Source organism: Acinetobacter sp. YH12254 (assembly GCF_013417415.1).
Lineage (GTDB): Bacteria > Pseudomonadota > Gammaproteobacteria > Pseudomonadales > Moraxellaceae > Acinetobacter > Acinetobacter pseudolwoffii.
In genome coordinates this window covers 163,558-181,798 of record NZ_VPEB01000005.1, presented here as the reverse complement: position 1 = coordinate 181,798, position 18,241 = coordinate 163,558, and the positions used below count along the sequence as shown (strand labels likewise).

Annotated in this window: 17 protein-coding genes, 4 tRNA genes and 1 pseudogene; 16 read left to right on the top strand and 6 right to left on the bottom strand. The window is 42.7% G+C overall.

What is annotated here, in order from left to right:
- The first annotated feature begins 24 nt into the window (after window positions 1-24).
- Entirely contained in the window at window positions 25-813 is a 789-nt protein-coding gene (locus tag FTV29_RS05340; RefSeq protein ID WP_005171774.1) for a hypothetical protein, read from the top strand.
- A 302-nt stretch (window positions 814-1,115) separates the two neighbouring features.
- On the opposite strand, the gene FTV29_RS05335 is transcribed toward FTV29_RS05340, so the two are convergent.
- Entirely contained in the window at window positions 1,116-1,295 is a 180-nt protein-coding gene (locus tag FTV29_RS05335; protein WP_004646507.1) for a hypothetical protein, read from the bottom strand.
- Window positions 1,296-1,742: 447 nt separating this feature from the next.
- Here FTV29_RS05335 and FTV29_RS05330 point away from each other — a divergent pair, with 447 nt between their 5' ends.
- The 5 genes and pseudogenes from FTV29_RS05330 (at window position 1,743) to FTV29_RS05320 (ending at window position 5,179) form a co-directional block, all read left to right on the top strand.
- The gene (locus FTV29_RS05330; RefSeq protein WP_159138013.1) at window positions 1,743-2,795 is read left to right on the top strand and encodes an OmpW family protein; all 1,053 of its coding nucleotides are present in this window, start codon (window positions 1,743-1,745) and stop codon (window positions 2,793-2,795) included.
- 154 nt (window positions 2,796-2,949) lie between these two features.
- Entirely contained in the window at window positions 2,950-4,164 is a 1,215-nt protein-coding gene (locus FTV29_RS05325; RefSeq protein ID WP_100357208.1) for an MFS transporter, read from the top strand.
- The gene (locus tag FTV29_RS15105; RefSeq protein ID WP_005096435.1) at window positions 4,157-4,291 is read left to right on the top strand and encodes a hypothetical protein; all 135 of its coding nucleotides are present in this window, start codon (window positions 4,157-4,159) and stop codon (window positions 4,289-4,291) included. The genes FTV29_RS05325 and FTV29_RS15105 overlap by 8 nt, the downstream gene beginning before the upstream one ends.
- A gap of 162 nt (window positions 4,292-4,453) precedes the next feature.
- A pseudogene (locus FTV29_RS15280) lies at window positions 4,454-4,549 on the top strand (TauD/TfdA family dioxygenase); the annotation flags it as partial.
- Between the two features lie 300 nt (window positions 4,550-4,849).
- Window positions 4,850-5,179, top strand: coding sequence for a four-helix bundle copper-binding protein (locus FTV29_RS05320; RefSeq protein WP_100534368.1), 330 nt, complete (start codon window positions 4,850-4,852; stop codon window positions 5,177-5,179).
- Window positions 5,180-5,317: 138 nt separating this feature from the next.
- Here FTV29_RS05320 and sthA read toward each other — a convergent pair whose 3' ends face one another.
- On the bottom strand, window positions 5,318-6,733 hold the full coding sequence (sthA, locus tag FTV29_RS05315) for a Si-specific NAD(P)(+) transhydrogenase (RefSeq protein ID WP_005096431.1): 1,416 nt from the start codon (window positions 6,731-6,733) through the stop codon (window positions 5,318-5,320).
- Between the two features lie 213 nt (window positions 6,734-6,946).
- Here sthA and lipA point away from each other — a divergent pair, with 213 nt between their 5' ends.
- The 3 genes from lipA to FTV29_RS05300 all read left to right on the top strand — a co-directional run bounded on the left by lipA (window position 6,947) and on the right by FTV29_RS05300 (window position 11,731).
- Window positions 6,947-7,960: a lipoyl synthase gene (lipA, locus tag FTV29_RS05310; RefSeq protein WP_005096430.1), complete on the top strand. Its 1,014-nt coding sequence runs from the start codon at window positions 6,947-6,949 to the stop codon at window positions 7,958-7,960.
- 708 nt (window positions 7,961-8,668) lie between these two features.
- A complete protein-coding gene (locus FTV29_RS05305) occupies window positions 8,669-11,173 on the top strand; it encodes an acyl-CoA dehydrogenase (protein ID WP_159138014.1) in 2,505 nt (834 codons plus the stop codon).
- A 168-nt stretch (window positions 11,174-11,341) separates the two neighbouring features.
- Window positions 11,342-11,731, top strand: a complete 390-nt coding sequence (locus FTV29_RS05300; protein WP_100357211.1) for a carboxymuconolactone decarboxylase family protein — start codon at window positions 11,342-11,344, stop codon at window positions 11,729-11,731.
- 340 nt (window positions 11,732-12,071) lie between these two features.
- Here the strand turns inward: FTV29_RS05300 and FTV29_RS05295 are convergent, their stop codons facing one another.
- Together FTV29_RS05295 and FTV29_RS05290 are read right to left on the bottom strand one after the other, a co-directional pair.
- Window positions 12,072-12,329: a hypothetical protein gene (locus FTV29_RS05295; RefSeq protein ID WP_005096427.1), complete on the bottom strand. Its 258-nt coding sequence runs from the start codon at window positions 12,327-12,329 to the stop codon at window positions 12,072-12,074.
- Between the two features lie 137 nt (window positions 12,330-12,466).
- Window positions 12,467-13,648: a trypsin-like peptidase domain-containing protein gene (locus FTV29_RS05290; protein ID WP_005096426.1), complete on the bottom strand. Its 1,182-nt coding sequence runs from the start codon at window positions 13,646-13,648 to the stop codon at window positions 12,467-12,469.
- A gap of 170 nt (window positions 13,649-13,818) precedes the next feature.
- Between FTV29_RS05290 and FTV29_RS05285 the strand changes: the two genes are divergently transcribed.
- The 7 genes from FTV29_RS05285 to FTV29_RS05255 all read left to right on the top strand — a co-directional run bounded on the left by FTV29_RS05285 (window position 13,819) and on the right by FTV29_RS05255 (window position 16,617).
- On the top strand, window positions 13,819-14,577 hold the full coding sequence (locus tag FTV29_RS05285) for a Nif3-like dinuclear metal center hexameric protein (protein WP_159138015.1): 759 nt from the start codon (window positions 13,819-13,821) through the stop codon (window positions 14,575-14,577).
- Window positions 14,578-14,730: 153 nt separating this feature from the next.
- Window positions 14,731-15,357, top strand: coding sequence for a superoxide dismutase (locus FTV29_RS05280; protein WP_159138016.1), 627 nt, complete (start codon window positions 14,731-14,733; stop codon window positions 15,355-15,357).
- A gap of 147 nt (window positions 15,358-15,504) precedes the next feature.
- Window positions 15,505-15,580, top strand: a tRNA-Asn gene (locus FTV29_RS05275).
- Window positions 15,581-15,585: 5 nt separating this feature from the next.
- Window positions 15,586-15,661, top strand: a tRNA-Asn gene (locus tag FTV29_RS05270).
- 292 nt (window positions 15,662-15,953) lie between these two features.
- Window positions 15,954-16,029, top strand: a tRNA-Asn gene (locus tag FTV29_RS05265).
- A 6-nt stretch (window positions 16,030-16,035) separates the two neighbouring features.
- Window positions 16,036-16,111 (top strand) — tRNA-Asn (locus FTV29_RS05260).
- A 62-nt stretch (window positions 16,112-16,173) separates the two neighbouring features.
- Window positions 16,174-16,617, top strand: coding sequence for a DUF2726 domain-containing protein (locus tag FTV29_RS05255; RefSeq protein ID WP_034608591.1), 444 nt, complete (start codon window positions 16,174-16,176; stop codon window positions 16,615-16,617).
- 1 nt (window position 16,618) lies between these two features.
- Here FTV29_RS05255 and FTV29_RS05250 read toward each other — a convergent pair whose 3' ends face one another.
- Window positions 16,619-16,876, bottom strand: coding sequence for a hypothetical protein (locus FTV29_RS05250; protein WP_005171794.1), 258 nt, complete (start codon window positions 16,874-16,876; stop codon window positions 16,619-16,621).
- A 132-nt stretch (window positions 16,877-17,008) separates the two neighbouring features.
- Window positions 17,009-18,214, bottom strand: a complete 1,206-nt coding sequence (locus FTV29_RS05245; protein ID WP_005171797.1) for a S9 family peptidase — start codon at window positions 18,212-18,214, stop codon at window positions 17,009-17,011.
- Between the last annotated feature and the right edge of the window lie 27 nt (window positions 18,215-18,241).

The window sequence follows — 18,241 nt, the reverse complement described above, 5'->3', positions numbered from 1 at the left end:
CAGGATGGCCTCGAATAGACAATTATGACTTACCACTATCACGATGAAAGTATTGTTAAATCCCTTCCGGAAAATACCGTGTTTGTTTTTGGCAGCAATCTGGCGGGACAGCATGGTGCAGGTGCAGCAAGAACAGCGCTTGAGCATTTTGGTGCAGTGATGGGCGTCGGTCGTGGCTGGTCGGGTCAAAGCTATGCGATTCCCACCATGAACGAGCATTTGCAGCAAATGCCGTTGTCACAAATCCAGCACTATATTGATGACTTCAAGATTTACACCAAAAACCATTCTAAAAATAAATATTTTATTACGTCTTTAGGATGCGGGATCGCAGGTTATAAAGTCGAAGAAATTGCACCGATGTTTAAAGGCATTTCACGCAATGTCATTTTCCCGCAATCTTTCCGCCCTTTTGTGGAAAAGCCTCTACCCAAATTAAGCGCAAACTTCCTACATACGATTTTTCGCGATTCAGTCATTTTAAATCCTGCGACTGATGAGCTGATTGAAGAATTGCCATTGACCGAAAATGAAAAAAGTCTGGCGAGGATTATTTTAAATACCCAGATCTATCCGACCGACAGCAATGGGCGGGAACGGGTCTTCGAAATTGAAGATATCCTGCATAATCTAAATACCAAACTGGTCGATTTTCAGAGTCATTCGGAAGGTGCCATGCTGTTTGGGGGTGTAATTTTAGCGCTACTTGAGCTGTATAATATTAATGAAAAAGACTTTATTGATGTCTGGCAAGAACAGCGAGAAATTGCCCCACCAAAACCGGAAAATAAAGCACGTAAAAGCATTCGCTAATAACTTATCTCTCTAAAAGCCAATTTCTGAATTGGCTTTTTTTATGGACATAAGATATGCAAGATCAATAGATCAACTAATTATTTTATTCTGCTTAGCGATGAGCTTTTTGAGATGCTGCATGTATTCGATCAAGATCATGCAAATGAGAAATGAGAAATGAGAAATGAGAAATGAGAAAAATCTGGCCAGGGTTTTATCTGCTCGAGAAATAAGGAAATAGATGAAATATTAATTGCTGAATATCTAAAAATTTACACAAAAAAAGCCATGACTCATCATAGCTTTTTGAGTTCGACCAATTAACGTTTACCCATTGAACGACGCGTACCGCGTGGCGGCATCCAGGTACGGTCAGCATAACGCTGCGGTCTTGGTCTTAAATCTTCCAGAACTTCTTCCGCAGCATTTTGCTCCGCTTGTTTGATCGGGAAAGGTAAATTAACCAGAGGCTTTTTTTTGGGAGGTGTTTGGGTGCTCATATGATTCACTCAATAATATATGCGCCTATTGTACAAAAAAACTCAAGCAACTGGGTAGCAGGATCTTGGATAAATTCTGTTAGTGCTATTTGGAGCTCAAGCACGGAAAGCAAAAAATCAATTCATTCCTAAACGACTTGCTGCAAAAATCGGCCTCATTCAGGAACAAAAACCTATATTGAGGACTTAAAAAATCAAAATTTTGCTGAGATAAAAACCAGATTTTTCTCTACTTAAACTAACTGTCTACATTTTAAAAGACTTATTTTACAGATGTTTCTTTGTTAACAGCTCAAACCTTGAATACAAAAAACACACAAAAGCTACCAATCTTAACCGATGGTTAACCTTTGATCTATTGTTCTATAACTGAATTTTTTAATGAAGTTCACATAATTAGTGAACTAGAAAAACGAATAAATACACTGGACATGGAGTTCCAAATCAATGAAAACAATGCTGGCATGTATGGCAGGCCTTGTCACTTTACCTATGGTCGCCCACGCAGATTCGCCTTATTTTAGTCTACAGGATGGAGATGGCTTTAAACGCTTTTCTGTGTCTGTGGGTGCACTACATGTGATGCCACAAGGTAAGGCCCAAGCTTTTGCAGTCAATACTGCGGTCAAAAATGGTGAAGTAAGTGATGTCGGGGCAGTCAAGTCAAGTACTGTACGCGACAATATTCGTGAAGGTTATAAAATCCCGCCTTTACTCGATTTAGCTTTAAACCTACCCGAAATCTCGGCTCCCCTCAGTGGGCAAGCCACCATTCAAGGTTTAGAGCAATGGAATAATCCAGGGACTGGTCTGGAAGCCGATGATGTCACGACTTTAGGCATCATGACCAATTACTATTTTACTGATCATATTTCCTTTGAAGTGAAAGCTGGTATTCCACCCAAAGTGGATTTACAAGGCAGTGGTAAAATCTATGCCCCATTTTCGGCCATCGCAACCCCCCTGGGGGGTGCCTTAGGCAACCTTGAATTGGCCAATGATCTTCTGATTACAGACTTGGAAGCCTATGGCCCTGCTGCCTCGGCCCGTGCCTGGACACCTGCCGTTGAATTCCAGTATCACTTTGGTAAAACCGGAGTGAATAAATTTCGTCCTTATGTCGGCTTAGGTGTGATGTATGCCTATTTTAATGAACTGGAAATCAACTCGCGTACCGAGCAGGACCTGATTGCTGCTGGACATATGATTGCCAATATTAAACAAGGCAATGCTGGTGCTTCCCTTGAAGGTAAGCTAAGTGAAGCCGATCCTAAAGTAAAACTTGAAGCCTCAGATGTCTTTGCCCCTGTCGCTACGGTTGGCTTCAGTTATGACTTTAATGATACCTGGTTTGCGGTCGGCTCAGTCTCCTACGCACATCTGAAAAATGATACAACCATTACCGTCACTGATAGTACGTTGGGTGAACTGATTCGTTCCAAGGCAGATATTGAGATTAATCCGATTCTGGCCTATGCCGGTATTGGCATGCGTTTCTAAGTTCAATATCAGGTTTCAGAAAAACGGCTTCGGCCGTTTTTTTAGGCTTAAAATATTGATAAAAAAAATTTATCTTTCGATCAATTTTTATTTTATCGCCTCCTTTACCTGAATCGAATACTATAAGCGCTGACTTTATCTGCCTGCCTGCCCTATGTCCGATACTCCATTTTCCAAAGCGCTTATTTTTATGCTGATTGGCTCCGCTATCATTCTGGCATTGTCATTGGGCGTACGTCATGCATTTGGTCTTTATCTGGTGCCGATGAGTGATGAATTTGGTTGGGGACATAATGTTTTTAGCTTGGCGATTGCCATGCAAAACCTGATCTGGGGAGCAGTACAACCCATTACTGGAGCCTTCGCAGATAAATATGGCAGCAAGATTGTCGTTGCCTTAGGTGGGGCACTCTATGCCGTGGGCTTGCTACTCATGGCGGTCAGTTCTACTGGACTGCTGTTAAATCTGAGTGTGGGCCTGATTTTAGGTCTGGCCCTGTCTGCAACATCTTTTCCGGTTTTACTGTCTGCTGTAGGACGTGCTGCACCACCAGAAAAACGCAGTCTGGCGATGGGTATTGCCAGTGCGGCCGGATCTTTTGGCCAGTTTATCATGCTGCCTTCGACCCTGTTGCTGTTACAGAATGTCGGTTGGTCAGGAGCATTGGTGGTCAGTGCGATTTTGATTGCCCTGATTGTACCACTGGCCTGGATGCTGAAAGCACCAATGTATATTCATCCAAATGCAGCATCTACACCCAATAAAGTGTCCCTCAGTTTTAAACAGATTCTGCTGGTGGTGAAAAATCATAAACCCTTCTGGTTTCTGTCTATGGGCTTTTTTGTCTGCGGTTTCCAGGTGGTATTTATTGGCATTCACCTGCCGGGTTATCTGATTGATCACGGTTTTAATGCCACCACAGGGACTATTTTTCTGGCATTGGTGGGTCTATTTAATGTGGTCGGCACCTATACTGCAGGCTGGCTCGGGGGTAAATATTCCAAACCGCATTTGTTGATGGGTCTCTATGGCTTACGCGGGATCGCAATTACTGCCTTTCTCATGCTGCCACTGAGCACATGGACAGTCTATGCCTTTGGTGTCATTATGGGATTACTCTGGCTATCGACCGTTCCGCTCACCAACGGCATTGTGGCGAATATGTTCGGGGTGAAATACCTGACCATGCTCAGCGGTATCGTGTTTTTTACCCATCAGGTCGGCTCGTTTTTCGGTGGTTATCTTGGTGGAGTCAATCATGACTTGAGTGGTAATTATAATGCTGTCTGGATGCTGTCGATTGCCTTAAGCATTTTTGGCGTATTGGTACATTTCTGGGTCAATGAGGAGCAAATTGTGCATGACTGATTCTATGCTCATACTCAAAATCTCGATTGCTGTGGCGCTCTTGCTTTTATTTGCTCTGTCGGTGGCATTATGGATCCAGACACCGCAGCTGTTTGAATACTTTAATCAGGCCTTTTGTGCGCATTAAACTGCTGAAATTTACTCAGCTAAATAAACACAATTCACAGCACAATACCTTAAATGATTCATAATCAATAGAATAATAAAAATACAAGGTTATTTATAAACTTTCGATCATTATTTTTTAATTTTGTTTCAATCGGCAATTTTCTTAGATGCTCATGAACAAGAAAATTCCGAGACTTTACATTCCAGTCGTCCTTTTCCAGCCGATCAGCACCATTTACTCAAACGGATCAGTCTTGCCGGTAGTCGCCTGTATTAATGAGAAACATCATAATAAAAAAAGGACGATCCAGCCTTCCAGAATAATTAGATCAGCGAGGTATACACTTTCACCATTGAGGAACTAACCACCTCAATGGTGTTTTATTTTTGGGATATTGCCAGTTCTGCTCGAGTGAATTTTATTTTTCAAGCTTGATGAATATAAGATTCTTTCGTATATCCTTTTACATAACCAAGTTATTCTTTACTTTTTCTCACCTAATTAACCTAGTGTGTTTTCCTTTTTCTGCTTAGCGTATTCAGTCATGAATATGTTTATCGCCTTAAGGAGAAAAAGATGAATACCAGTCATTTGTCAGATTGTGTTCAAACCTGTATGAGCTGCTCCCTCACCTGTACTGCTTGTGCAGCTGCCTGCTTAAAAGAAGAACATGTAGAAATGATGCGTGAATGCATCCAGCGTTGTCTGGATTGTGCCGATATTTGTCAGCTCTGCGCGCGTATGGAGCAGAAGCAATCGCCTTTTATGCAGGAAATCTGCGAGCTGTGTGCCAAGGCTTGTGATTATTGCGCAGAGGAATGCAGTCAGCACCAACATGAACATTGTCAGCAATGTGCAGAAGCCTGTCGCCGTTGTGCAGAAGAATGCCGAAAAATGGCTGCTTAAAAACCAAGTTAATCAACTTTATCTTCATCCGAATTGAATTGGTCAATGCTTCATCTTCTAGCTGATTTAAAGCATTTAAAACAAAAAACCCGCAAGCCTTCACTTACGGGTTTTTTAAATCCAAGGCAAACATCTCGCTTAGAATAAACGATTCATACCATTGAGTGTCGCTACACGGTAGGCTTCCGCCATGGTCGGATAGTTAAACGTGGTTTCCACAAAATACTTGATCGTATTGTTTGGACTGTTCATCACCGCCTGACCAATGTGGATAATTTCAGATGCATTATTACCGAAGCAATGTACACCCAAAACTTCCAGCGTTTCACGATGGAACAAAATCTTTAATTCGCCCATAGTGTCACCGGTAATTTGCGCACGCGCCAAATGACGGAACGAGGCCTGACCGACTTCATACGGAATTTTTTCTTCAGTCAACTGCTGCTCAGTTTTACCAATCGAAGAAATCTCGGGAATGGTATAAATTCCGGTTGGAATATCAGTAACGGGGGCAACGTCTGGCTCACCGCTCATATTGGCACCCGCGCAACGACCTTGGTCATAAGCAGCAGATGCAAGCGACGGCCAACCGATTACATCACCGGCAGCATAAATATTTTCAACTTCAGTCTGGTATTGATCATTTACCGTCAACTGACCACGGCTGTTTGGTTTCAGGCCAACATTTTCCAGCCCTAAACCATCGGTATTACCTGAACGGCCGTTACACCACAAAATTGCATCGGCTTTAATTTTTTTGCCGCTTTGCGTGTGCATCACCACATGATCATCAAATGTTTCTAAAAAGTCGATCTGTTCATTGTGACGAATCAGCACACCTTGTTCACGCAAATGATAAGACAGCGCATCGGAAATTTCATCATCCAGATAACTTAACAGTTTGTGCTGGGTATTGATCAAATCAACTTTATGCCCAAGACCAATGAAAATCGATGCATATTCACAGCCAATTACACCTGCGCCATAAATGATGATTTTCTGGATAGAAAAGTCCAGATCCAGAATTTTATCTGAATCAAATACCCGTGGATGATTAAAATCAAGAATTTCTGGGCGATACGGACGTGAACCGCTGGCAATGACCAGTTGCTTAAACATCAAGGTTTCTTTAATGCCGTCTGGACTAAATACAAAAATAGTATTTTGATCCTGAACATAGGCTCGACCATGATAGATATCGATCTTGTTACGGTCATAGAACCGTGAATGTGTATCTACTTGTTGTTGAATCACTTTATGCGCATGACGCAATACTTGCTTCATGGTGAACTGTTTCCAGTCCCCAACTTTCTGAAACAGTGGATCACGTTGATAACGGATAATACTGGATACCGTTTGACGCAATGCTTTACTTGGAATAGTACCTACATGGGTACAGTTACCACCTAGCTGTTCACGCATCTCAACGATTGCAACACGCTTACCAGATTTGGCAAGTTTCATTGCCGCGCCTTCGCCCGCAGGGCCCGAACCTAGAACTACCGCATCATATTTAACGAAAGTCCCACTAACGACCTCTTTTTTACGTGGCATTCAACGCTCCTCAAAATTAAAAAATTCACTTTAATCTACCTGCTTATTATGACGTAAATCCTGTTGATTTTGTGTATTTAACTCACATATATTGGTTGATGAGAACATTTTTTAAATGAATACCCCTTTTTGCCCTATTTATAGCTAAGTTCGTTATAATAAACGCGCTATCTTTGATCATCTCCCCCTTCAAAAACAGTGGAAAAGTTGAATATGTCTGAAAACCGTAAACCTGAACAGGGTGTCAAACTTCGTGGCGCAGAGAAAGTCGCTCGTATTCCTGTAAAAGTGATCCCTACGGTTGAAACACCACGTAAGCCGGACTGGATTCGCGTAAAGATGGCAGCGCCGGAAGAAGTACAACGGATTAAAACAACGCTTCGCGAGCAAAAACTACATACTGTCTGTGAAGAGGCAGCCTGTCCAAACCTGCCTGAATGTTTTGGTGGCGGTACCGCAACCTTTATGATTATGGGTGATATCTGTACCCGTCGCTGTCCATTTTGCGATGTAGCACATGGTCGACCAAATGCATTGGATGCAGATGAACCGCGCCACATGGCCGAAACCATTGCTAATCTTGGGTTGAAATATGCCGTGATTACCTCTGTAGACCGTGATGACTTACTCGATGGTGGTGCGCAGCATTTTGTCGATTGTATTAAAGAAGCACGTGCTTTAAGTCCAAAAACTTTACTTGAAATTCTGGTACCGGACTTCCGTGGCCGTATGGATATTGCACTGCGCATCATGACCGAATGTCCACCCGATGTGTTTAATCATAATATTGAAACAGTGCCGCGTTTATATAAGGCGATGCGTCCAGGTTCTGATTATCAGCACTCTTTAAACCTGTTAAAAATGTTTAAAGAATATTGCCCGGATATTCCAACCAAATGTGGCCTGATGGTCGGTATTGGTGAGACTGAAGAAGAAGTGCTTGCCTTACTTGACGATTTGCATGCACACGGCGTGGACTATGTGACGATTGGTCAGTATCTACAGCCTTCTAAAGAACATGCAGCGATTGATCGCTTTGTGACCCCTGAAGAATTCGAACGTTATACCGAACATGGCCAAAAACTGGGCTTCCGCAATATCTGGGCAGCACCCATGGTTCGTTCAAGCTACTTTGCCGATCGTCAATACTACGGCGAACCGGTTCCAGCAGTGCGTCGTAAAACTGACCCTGCCAAGAAAATTGCTGTTCAGGCCATTGAAGCTTAGTCCTGTTTAAACCAATGAAATAAAAGCCCTCTCAAGTAGAGTAATGCCAGTCAGTTAAGCAATTGACTGGCATTTTCTTTTTTAAATTCAGTATTATATTTGATAGATAGCAAAGTCATCCGCAACTATTTGAGGCATCAGGTGTATTGCACCGCAAGATTAAAAAAATGATGGTTTCCATGACAAATTGACGAGTCGATAGTGGCTGACGAGTTTTGCAGTGAGGGATCACAAGATGCCTTCCTTGCGAAGTTTCGCTTCTCATTTGGGCAAAACCAAAGTAACAAATGTTTTACAAATATTTGATTTAAAAAGTTAAGACTCCATCGTGAACGACTAAAAAGTTAAAGAGTCTATTTCTAAATTCTTTAACTGATCAGCATTACTCTCCAGTAGAGGGCTTTTTAATATCCATTATTAAAATTTTACTGAGCGTTAAACCCCATTTTTTATTTGAGATAAAGATTAAGTCATTACTTATCTTCACATTTCTTTGCGCGTTCTCACTTGAAGATTGATTATTTTTCCAACAACCTCAAAATAGATGCAAGACTTAAACATATCGTTGCCATACTTAAAAAGATCATTCTCACAAATCCAATGCTAAACCTGTCTGATTCTCGAACGACTAAAAATGAATGAACGGTGGTGAAATATCCGAGAAATCCAGACAAAGCCGGTGTTGTATAAATCTGGAGAAATATAACAATGTCATTTATTTTCGCTGTGCTACTGCTATTACTGAGTTTATGGGCAGTTTTCTATTTTCAGCTCTCGCGTAGTGCGGGTGCAATCGTGCTGATGGTCGTGTCAGTGGTCTGTGCCTTTCTTAGTCCGTGGTCACTGATTCTTGGTATCCCACTCATCCTGATCAGCCTCGTGGTGATAATCGACCCTCTGCGCATGTCGTTTATTTCCAGACCGGCCTATAAAGCACTGGCCAATGCCATGCCGAGCATCAGTCCGACAGAGCGTGAAGCACTGGACTCCGGAACCAGCTGGTGGGAAAAAGAACTGTTTATGGGTGCGCCGAACTGGGAAACCTTTAATAGCTATCCTTATCCAAAACTCTCGCTAGAAGAACAGGCTTTTCTGGACAATGAAGTTGAAACCTTGTGCAGCATGCTGGATGAATGGGAAATTCACGAGCAGAAAGCGCTGCCTGATCATGTCTGGCAATATATTAAGGAGCATGGTTTTTTGGGCCTGATTATTCCCAAAGAATATGGTGGTCGCGCATTTAGTTCTTTTGCTCAAAGCCGGGTGATGAGCAAGATTTCCTCTCGCTCCCTCACCACGGCCGTGAGTTGCATGGTACCGAACTCTCTCGGCCCGGGTGAACTATTGCTGCATTATGGTACTGAGGAACAGAAAAACCGTTACCTGCCGGGCCTGGCGCGAGGTGAAGAAATTCCCTGTTTCGGCCTGACCAGTCCGGAAGCGGGCTCTGATGCAGGCGCTATTCCCGATACTGGCGTGGTCTGCTACGGCCAGTTTGAAGGTCAGGAAGTCCTAGGCTTGCGAATGAATTTTTCCAAACGCTGGATTACGCTGGCACCCATTGCAACAGTGGTAGGTCTGGCCTTTAAAATGTATGACCCGGATCATCTTTTGGGCGAACAGACTGAATATGGTATTACCTGTGCCCTGCTGCCTGCCAGTCACGAAGGGGTCCAAGTAGGTCCTCGTCATAATCCCGGCCCACCATTCATGAATGGTACAGTTGAAGGTAAAGATGTATTTATTCCTCTGGACTGGATTATTGGTGGCGTAAAAAATGCCGGTAAGGGCTGGCGCATGCTGATGGAATGTCTGGCTGTGGGTCGTGGCATTTCCCTACCGGCACTGTCTACTTCTGCGGCAGAAATGACTTATTTAAATGTCGGGGCTTTTTCCCGAATCCGTCAACAATTTAAAATTTCAGTCGGCAAGTTTGAAGGTGTTCAGGAAGCCAATAGTGAAATTGCCAGTGATACCTATATGCTGGAAGCTTTCCGTTATCTGGTGACTTGTGGCCTTAATCAGGGCGGCAAGCCTGCTGTAATGACAGCGATTGCCAAATACTATGCCACAGAGGGAATGCGTAAGGTGGTGAATCACGGGATGGATGTGGTCGGTGGCCGCGCCATTCAGATGGGGCCACGTAATTTTCTGGCACCTTATTATCAGGCGATTCCAGTCTCCATTACCGTTGAAGGTGCAAATATTCTCAGTCGTTCCCTGATGATTTTCGGTCAGGGTTCAATGCGTTGCCATCCTTATCTCTATGAAGAATTACAACTCTTACAGGCTGAAGACCCGGCAGCCGCACTCAAGCCTTTTGATCATTTATTGTTTAAACATCTGGGATATACCTTTAACCGTACCGCCCGTTCCTTTGCCTACGCATTTACGGGTGGTTCAAGTACAGCACCTCAAAGTGCGGTTGAGTTTACCCGACCTTATTACAAGGTCATTAACCGGCTGAGCGCCAACTTTGCCTTAACTGCAGACATGTGTCTGGGTTTACTGGCAGGCGATATCAAACGCAAAGAAATGCTGTCCGGACGTCTCGCCGATATTCATGCTCACCTGTTTATTGCCTCCTCTATTCTGAAGTATTTTGAGCATAGCAAAAAGACTGAAGCTGAACGTTTGCATGCACAGCTTGCAATAGAAAAGTCACTCTATACAGCGCAGGAAGCATTTTATGATCTGTTTGCTAACTTCCCGGCCGGTGCAGCAGCAGGCATGATCAAACTGTTATGTTTCCCATTTGGCCGTCCCGTACACAAACCCTCAGACCAGCTTAAACAGCAGGTTGCAAATAGCATGATGGAAGATAACGCATTCCGTCAGGTATTGAAGAAGCATGTCTATTATAATACCCATAAAACTGATGTCACTGGACGCATGGAATCGACTTTCGCTTTACTACTGGATATTGAACAGCTTTGGGATCGCTTTAAAAAAGCTGAAAACAAAGGTCAGTTTAAAGGTCTAAGCTTTGCCGAGCATGTGACAGATGCACAGCAACATGGCTTTATTAATGATGAAGAAGCAGAAAAGCTGCTTCACTATAATGCACGTCGTTATGACAGCATGCTCACAGATGTCTTTGATCTGCATTTACAGGAAGTATTGGAGCTGGAGAACCCCCATATTCGTAAAGCAGATGCGACAGGAACCGATACTTCTGTTCAAACCGATCCTTCACACTCAACTTCGCCTTAAATCAAACTTTGACCAAAGGTGTCATAAATTCCAAAGTGGGATGTAGTTGAATATTTCACTTTAGAACCTTTCCAAGTGGCTTTTTAGCCACTTTTTTACGACTATGGCACGATGGTATTTCGCATAAAAAGCACTAAGCTAGAGCTATAAGAAAATTGAGGGTAAACCATGTCACAACAAGATTATGAAAATGGCCTGAAAGTGCGTACTGATGTCATGGGCGAAAGCTTTGTCAAACGTGCACAGGAAAATACCGTGCCTTTTACCCAGCCTCTACAAGACTGGATTAATGAACATGCCTGGGGTTCAACCTGGCAACGTGAAGGTGTATTGCCACGTAAATATCGTTCTTTAATTACCATTGCTTTCCTTACGGCTCAAAAAAGCCCCACTGAACTAAAAGGCCATGTTCGGGGCGCTCTTAACAACGGTGCGACGGTTGAGGAAATTCAGGAAGTGTTACTCCATAGCCTGCCATATTGCGGTGCACCAGCAACTCAGGAAGCATTTCGGGCGGCACTTGAAGTGATCCAGGAATATCAGGTGAATCAGGAATAATTTGGTTGCAGATGAAATTGAGCCGTTTTAGAAATAAGCTCACAATTTAATTTTGCAGATGATTCATAAGTTACTTAGGCTAAATAAAGCTCAGCTGATTTTAGTTGCTTACCCTGATCTCAGCCTATCCGTCAAATGAATATGTACCGAGAAGTTGTAGATTCTCGGTACATTACAATAATGATTCTAAAATAAAACTGATGGATTTTTTAGAGTTGAGCACCTACTTATAAAAACTCGCGTCTTTGATCACATACAGCCCGATCACTCATAAGATCAAATCAGACAGATCCAGTAAAATAGTGGCTCAAAATAAGCCTTAGTTCAATGAAGATTCACACTAGAGCCAGTACACATTAAAGCTATAATAAAACTCCAGCACTTCAAAACGTACGTTATAGCCCAGTTCAGTCAACTCGGCTGATAAAGCCCGAATATCTTCCAAAGGCAAATGTTTGGGAAATACAGTAATGACTGCGGTATTGCCCTGTTTCGCATTTTCTTCAATTAACTTGGCTAGACGCGGCTTATAGACCTCAATATTCAAATTGGCCACATCTGATAAAACCTTGGCCTGATCCGCCGTCATAAAAGTCATTTTTTATTTTCTCTTTTGATGTAATTTCATCAAGTTAAATGATTTAAACCAAAAGCCGTATTTCATTTTTGTATCAGGTAACTAAAAAATAACAGGCAAAAAAAATCCCTCTGCAGAGGGATTTTTTAAATAGAAACTTACTGACCGGGCAGTGGAATATATTGGGAAGAACTGTTTTGTGCTTTACGCTCAGTCACTACTACATCCAGCATCATGGTTTTTCCAGCACGCTCTACTTCAATCTGAATGGTACTATTCGGCTTTTGCAGGGCAACAAAATTAATCAAATGCGAAGCTGAACTAATCTCTTCCTCATTCACTTTCATAATTTTGTCGCCACGCTGGATGCCCGCTTTCGCTGCCGGTCCATCTGCCAGCACTTCTGCGACAGTCACCCCTTTCTCTTTAGGTTGCAGTACATCATCACGTTCTGTCGGTAATAAACTGATTCCTAACCAGCCACGAACGACACGGCCATCTTTCAGAATAGCATTCATCACCTGCTGGCAGATTTTGGCTGGAATGGCGAAACCAATCCCCAGTGAACCACCAGTTTGCGAGAAAATTGCCGTATTCACCCCAATCAGGTTACCTGCGACATCGATCAAGGCTCCGCCTGAATTTCCCGGGTTAATTGCAGCGTCGGTTTGCACAAAGTCTTCATAGGTATTAATGCCCAGATCTGAACGCCCTGTTGCTGAAATAATCCCTTGCGTTACGGTTTGACCCACACCAAATGGGTTACCAATGGCCAAAACGACGTCACCGACTTCATTGCCACTCAATTTAAAAGGCAACACGGGTAATTGATCCAGTTCAATTTTAATCACTGCCAGATCGGTATCTGGATCCATTCCCACAACTTTTGCTTCAGCACGTCGTCCATCCTGCAATGCCACCACAATCTGGTCTGCCTGTGCAATCACATGATTATTGGTCAGGATATAACCATCAGGACGTACAATCACCCCGGAACCTAAACTGTTCTCATTCGGACTTTGTCCATACTGGTCAGGCAACTGATCGCCAAAAAACTCACGAAAGACCGGATCGGTCAGCAAAGGATGAGCCTGCTGTTTGACTTTTTGAGTGGTAAAGATATTGACTACAGCCGGCGCTGCCACTCTTACCGCAGCACTATAGGAGACCACGCCTCCTGAGCGCGACGTATCAATCAACGGCTCTACTTTTTCAGCAGGCATCTTGACACCATCTGGTGCAACCGGTGCTTTTGGTTTTTGTAGTTGTTGCCACCCCAAAAAACCGATAATGACCAAAATCAGTAACACCCAGGGTAACCATGTAAAGGTGCGGCGCACGTTGTTATCCTCTAAAATATTTTAATTCGTTGATGACTAAGTAATTTGTGTTCTATTGTAATGCGAAATACATAACTAAACACAAAAAATTCCACAGAGTTTTGTGCAGCTTTAGTTACAATTAAATATAAAGATAAATATTGGCAAGTTTTTAAACGAACAGGAATTTTATGGCGAATTTAAACGATATTATTCAGTGGTGTGAACAGACTTTGGCAGCACGTGAATTTAAGGACTATGCACCGAATGGCTTGCAGATTGAAGGTAAATCTGAGGTCAATAAAATCCTGTGTGCCGTGAGTGCTTCGCAAAGTGCGATCGAAGCGGCAATTGAGCAAGGCGCAGATTTACTGCTGGTTCATCATGGCTATTTCTGGAAAGGTGAAGCCTATCCGATCACTGGTATGCGCGGTAAACGGATTAGAGCCTTAATTCAAAATGATATCTCTCTAGTTGGCTATCATCTGCCTTTAGACAGTCATCCAACTTTAGGCAATAATGCGGCGATTGCAGATTTATTAGAACTGGAAAATATCGAACAGTTGGATCTGAGTGAACGCCATCCGATTGGCAATATTGGCTATTTAAAACAACCGATGAGCCCTGAATATTTTAAAAACCATGTTTCAGAAAAACTTGGCTTTGATGCAATTCATCTTCCTGCGGACAAAACTCAAATCCATAAAGTCGGTTTCTGTACCGGTGGTGCGCAGGATTATATTCATAAAGCAGCGCTACAAGAGTGTGATGCTTACATTTCTGGTGAAGTGAGCGAACGCACCTTCTATGAAGCTCAGGAACTGAATGTACATTATTATGCCTGTGGCCATCATGCCACTGAAAAATATGGTGTACAGCGCCTGGCCAAAGCGATTTCAGAACAGTTTAATATTGAGTATGCTTATTACGAATTAGACAATCCGATTTAATTCTCGCTGACAGCATTTTCCACGAGCTTTATTTATATATTTTCAGGATTTATTGTGTATTGTTATTTATACGCAATGCCCATTTTGTCCGATTATCTATTACAATAAAGCCACTTATTGTTAAAACCCAGCTAAATGCAAGGAATTGAGAACATGACAACCATTACTTTACCAGCATTACCTTATGGCTACGAAGATCTTGCTCCACACATCAGCAAAGAAACTTTAGAATACCATCACGACAAACACCACAATACTTATGTGGTTAACCTGAACAACCTGATCGCTGGTACTGAGCTTGAAGGCAAAACTCTAGAAGAAATCATTACAGCAACTGCTGGTGATGCGTCTAAAGCAGGTGTTTTCAATAACGCTGCCCAAGTTTGGAACCACACGTTCTACTGGAACTGTATGGCTAAAAACGGTGGCGGTAAAGCAACGGGCACTTTGGCTGCAAAAATTGATGAAGCTTTCGGTTCTTACGAAAAATTTGCTGAAGAATTTGCTGCTGCTGCAACCACTCAGTTCGGTTCAGGTTGGGCTTGGTTAGTGGCTGACCAAGTAAACGGTCAACTGTCAATCATGAAAACTTCAAATGCTGATACGCCAATGGCGCATGGTAAAGTTGCAGTATTGACGATTGACGTTTGGGAACATGCTTATTACATCGACTTCCGTAATGCACGTCCTAAATACATCTCTACTTTCCTGGAAAGCCTAGTAAACTGGGATTATGCAAATGCGAAATATGCAGGTCAGCCTGCAGGTGTTGAGAAATAATTCTTTATTTCTTTGCTAAAAAATCACCCATTTCGGGTGATTTTTTTATTTTTAAGCCCCAAATGAATATTTATAAAGCAAACAATTCATTTCTTTACATTAATTGATTGACGACCTTGGGTTTCCTGCCTAAAATGCCGATCAGATTCTCCAATAGCTCAGTCGGTAGAGCGACGGACTGTTAATCCGCAGGTCCCTGGTTCGAGCCCAGGTTGGAGAGCCATCTATTCTTCCATAGCTCAGTCGGTAGAGCGACGGACTGTTAATCCGCAGGTCCCTGGTTCGAACCCAGGTGGAAGAGCCAAAATTCTAAAAAACCCACTCATTGCGAAGTGGGTTTTTTTATATCTGCTTTTTTAAATTGAGATCGGTAGTGATATCTGTATATACAATTAGCTACCTTATATTCTCTGAGCCAGATCACTTATAAAAATTAAGGCTGATAACAATCTGACTGCTCCGACTGTTTACATAAACATAACAGTTTGAACTCCAAGCCTTTTCGACTATTTTTAAAACACTTGATTCAATTTCTTCGGCTTTTTTCTAAAAGTGCCTTGACCCCTTTTTAAATCTCTCTATAATCGCTGTCAGATTCTCCAATAGCTCAGTCGGTAGAGCGACGGACTGTTAATCCGCAGGTCCCTGGTTCGAGCCCAGGTTGGAGAGCCAATCTATTCTCCCATAGCTCAGTCGGTAGAGCGACGGACTGTTAATCCGCAGGTCCCTGGTTCGAGCCCAGGTGGGAGAGCCAAGATTCTGAAAAAACCCACTCATTGCGAAGTGGGTTTTTTTATTCGTCCCTATTTGTGATCTGTGTTTAATTTGAGTCAGTTTATATTTTTTGTGATTGGCTGCCTGGCAACTTTTGCGTTAGTTTGCCTGCTCTTCCCGCATCTGTTCACCCGTCAAAAAAAATTCTATCCGAAGCGTGTGATTACTGCTTTTGAAAGCAGGATGTTTATACGCCTAAAAGAAGCCTTTCCTCATCATCATATTCTGGCTCAGGTTGCCTTTAGCGCCTTGATTACCCATGACCAGATGAACATGCGTAATCAGTTCAATCGTAAAGTTACAGATTTTGTGGTGCTTGATCGTGACTATAATGTACTGACCATTATTGAACTGGATGATCCCAGCCACATTGGCAAAGAGCAGGAAGATGCTGAACGGGATGCCATGCTGATTGCAGCAGGCTATACCGTGATTCGATACACTCAGATTCCAAGCATCAGACAACTGCAAAGAGATTTGAGATAGTTTAAGGTAAGGTTACTGCGCTTTCGGATGCAGCTTGGGTTGAATTTGCATCTTGCTCTGCTTTGAGCTTTTCCGCAGCTTCTCGCGCTTCGATGCGCGCAATCATTTCTGCCTGCTGCTGTTTATATTTTTCCTGATTTTTAGCATCACTATTTACCGCAAGAAAAGCCATACTCACCAAAAATATCGGTATACATAATACCAGCGCACCTAAAATTACCAGCTTTTTAACACTGCGGGGCTGCGGCTGCTCAGACATAACAAACCTACTTTAATTTCGTCATTTAATTGCACTGCTCAATATAACAAAATAAAGTCATAGCTCAAGGCCGAAAAACATTTAAATCCACGCCGACCTCAAGCCAACATGGATTTATTATTCTTGTTTTAATTAAGACACTGGGGTATTCATGACCGCTTCTACCGTATTGAGTAATGCTGGAATATTTTCAGTGACCACTGTGGCATGCGTTGCATTCAGTATTGGAATTAACTCTACATCAGTTCCATCTGCCAGCATATCTTTATATAATATCTCGGTAATAGTATAAGGTACGGTGGTATCTGCTGTGCCTTGAAAAATATAAACTGGGCGATCAAGTCTAGTTTGTGCAGGCTGATTATCGATCAGATAATCCATAATATCAGGATCACTCAGAAAGTTTCTCTGCAACGCTTGGTATTGCGAGAAATTCACACCACTTTGTAATGTCGTTTGAATATCTGCACCAAAACGTTGTGCAAGCTCAGGGGAACATAAACTTTCAGCCTGCCTGGCCAGATCAACCTTGGCATTGACAAAGGCCTGATTGTAATTAAAGCTGGTTTTTTCTGCCTTAATTCCTGAACTGACGATGGCTGCATACGTATACAAAGTCGCAGCAATTGGAACTGCTTGTGCCACATTCCCTGACTCAGCCAGATCTTGAGCAAATAAAAGTCCCTCTTCTAAGGTATCGTTAAGATAGGAAGCCGGGGCAATCGCCACTGCTCCACGATAGGTATTATTTGGTAAAGCCTTATAAAACTCTGCAGCAGCCAAGGCAGCATGACCACCCTGAGACCAACCAATCACTCCCCAATCTTTAGCCAGCAGTCCACCATACTGTTTTTGGGCTTCACTAATCGCTGACAATATTGACTTGGCAGCACTCTCCAGATGTAAATATGGATGAGGCACATTGTCATTACCCAAACCCTCATAATCCGGTGCAATCACGGCATAACCACGTTCTACTAATCCCATAACCAAGGCCTTTTCAGGCCCATCCAGAGCAAGGCGTGAAGGAGCACATTTATCTGCTGCACCTGTAGTACCATGCGCCCAGACGACGATCGGCCAACCACCTACAGGTGGAGTACCTTTCGGGGTAAATACCAATGTGGTCGCACGAATTTCTCGACCTTGTACACCTTCCATTCTATAAGTAAAAATATCATGACGTTCGACCACTGTTTTTACTTGCTCATCGACTGCATAAGTTCGAACCGGATTAAACCCTATAAAATTGTCGTCATCATCATCGTTACACGCAGATAAAAATAGTACCGAGGAACACAGCACACCTAACATCAATTTCTTATAACTGTTCTGCATATTTCTATCCTTTTATTGTTATTCCCT

Bases quoted from the DNA above. Each gene is read 5' to 3' on its own strand.
- FTV29_RS05340 (WP_005171774.1), top strand. From the start codon at position 25: ATGACTTACCACTATCACGATGAAAGTATTGTTAAATCCCTTCCGGAA.
- FTV29_RS05335 (WP_004646507.1), bottom strand. From the start codon at position 1,295: ATGAGCACCCAAACACCTCCCAAAAAAAAGCCTCTGGTTAATTTACCT.
- FTV29_RS05330 (WP_159138013.1), top strand. From the start codon at position 1,743: ATGAAAACAATGCTGGCATGTATGGCAGGCCTTGTCACTTTACCTATG.
- FTV29_RS05325 (WP_100357208.1), top strand. From the start codon at position 2,950: ATGTCCGATACTCCATTTTCCAAAGCGCTTATTTTTATGCTGATTGGC.
- FTV29_RS15105 (WP_005096435.1), top strand. From the start codon at position 4,157: ATGACTGATTCTATGCTCATACTCAAAATCTCGATTGCTGTGGCGCTC.
- FTV29_RS05320 (WP_100534368.1), top strand. From the start codon at position 4,850: ATGAATACCAGTCATTTGTCAGATTGTGTTCAAACCTGTATGAGCTGC.
- sthA (WP_005096431.1), bottom strand. From the start codon at position 6,733: ATGCCACGTAAAAAAGAGGTCGTTAGTGGGACTTTCGTTAAATATGAT.
- lipA (WP_005096430.1), top strand. From the start codon at position 6,947: ATGTCTGAAAACCGTAAACCTGAACAGGGTGTCAAACTTCGTGGCGCA.
- FTV29_RS05305 (WP_159138014.1), top strand. From the start codon at position 8,669: ATGTCATTTATTTTCGCTGTGCTACTGCTATTACTGAGTTTATGGGCA.
- FTV29_RS05300 (WP_100357211.1), top strand. From the start codon at position 11,342: ATGTCACAACAAGATTATGAAAATGGCCTGAAAGTGCGTACTGATGTC.
- FTV29_RS05295 (WP_005096427.1), bottom strand. From the start codon at position 12,329: ATGACTTTTATGACGGCGGATCAGGCCAAGGTTTTATCAGATGTGGCC.
- FTV29_RS05285 (WP_159138015.1), top strand. From the start codon at position 13,819: ATGGCGAATTTAAACGATATTATTCAGTGGTGTGAACAGACTTTGGCA.
- FTV29_RS05280 (WP_159138016.1), top strand. From the start codon at position 14,731: ATGACAACCATTACTTTACCAGCATTACCTTATGGCTACGAAGATCTT.
- FTV29_RS05250 (WP_005171794.1), bottom strand. From the start codon at position 16,876: ATGTCTGAGCAGCCGCAGCCCCGCAGTGTTAAAAAGCTGGTAATTTTA.
- FTV29_RS05245 (WP_005171797.1), bottom strand. From the start codon at position 18,214: ATGCAGAACAGTTATAAGAAATTGATGTTAGGTGTGCTGTGTTCCTCG.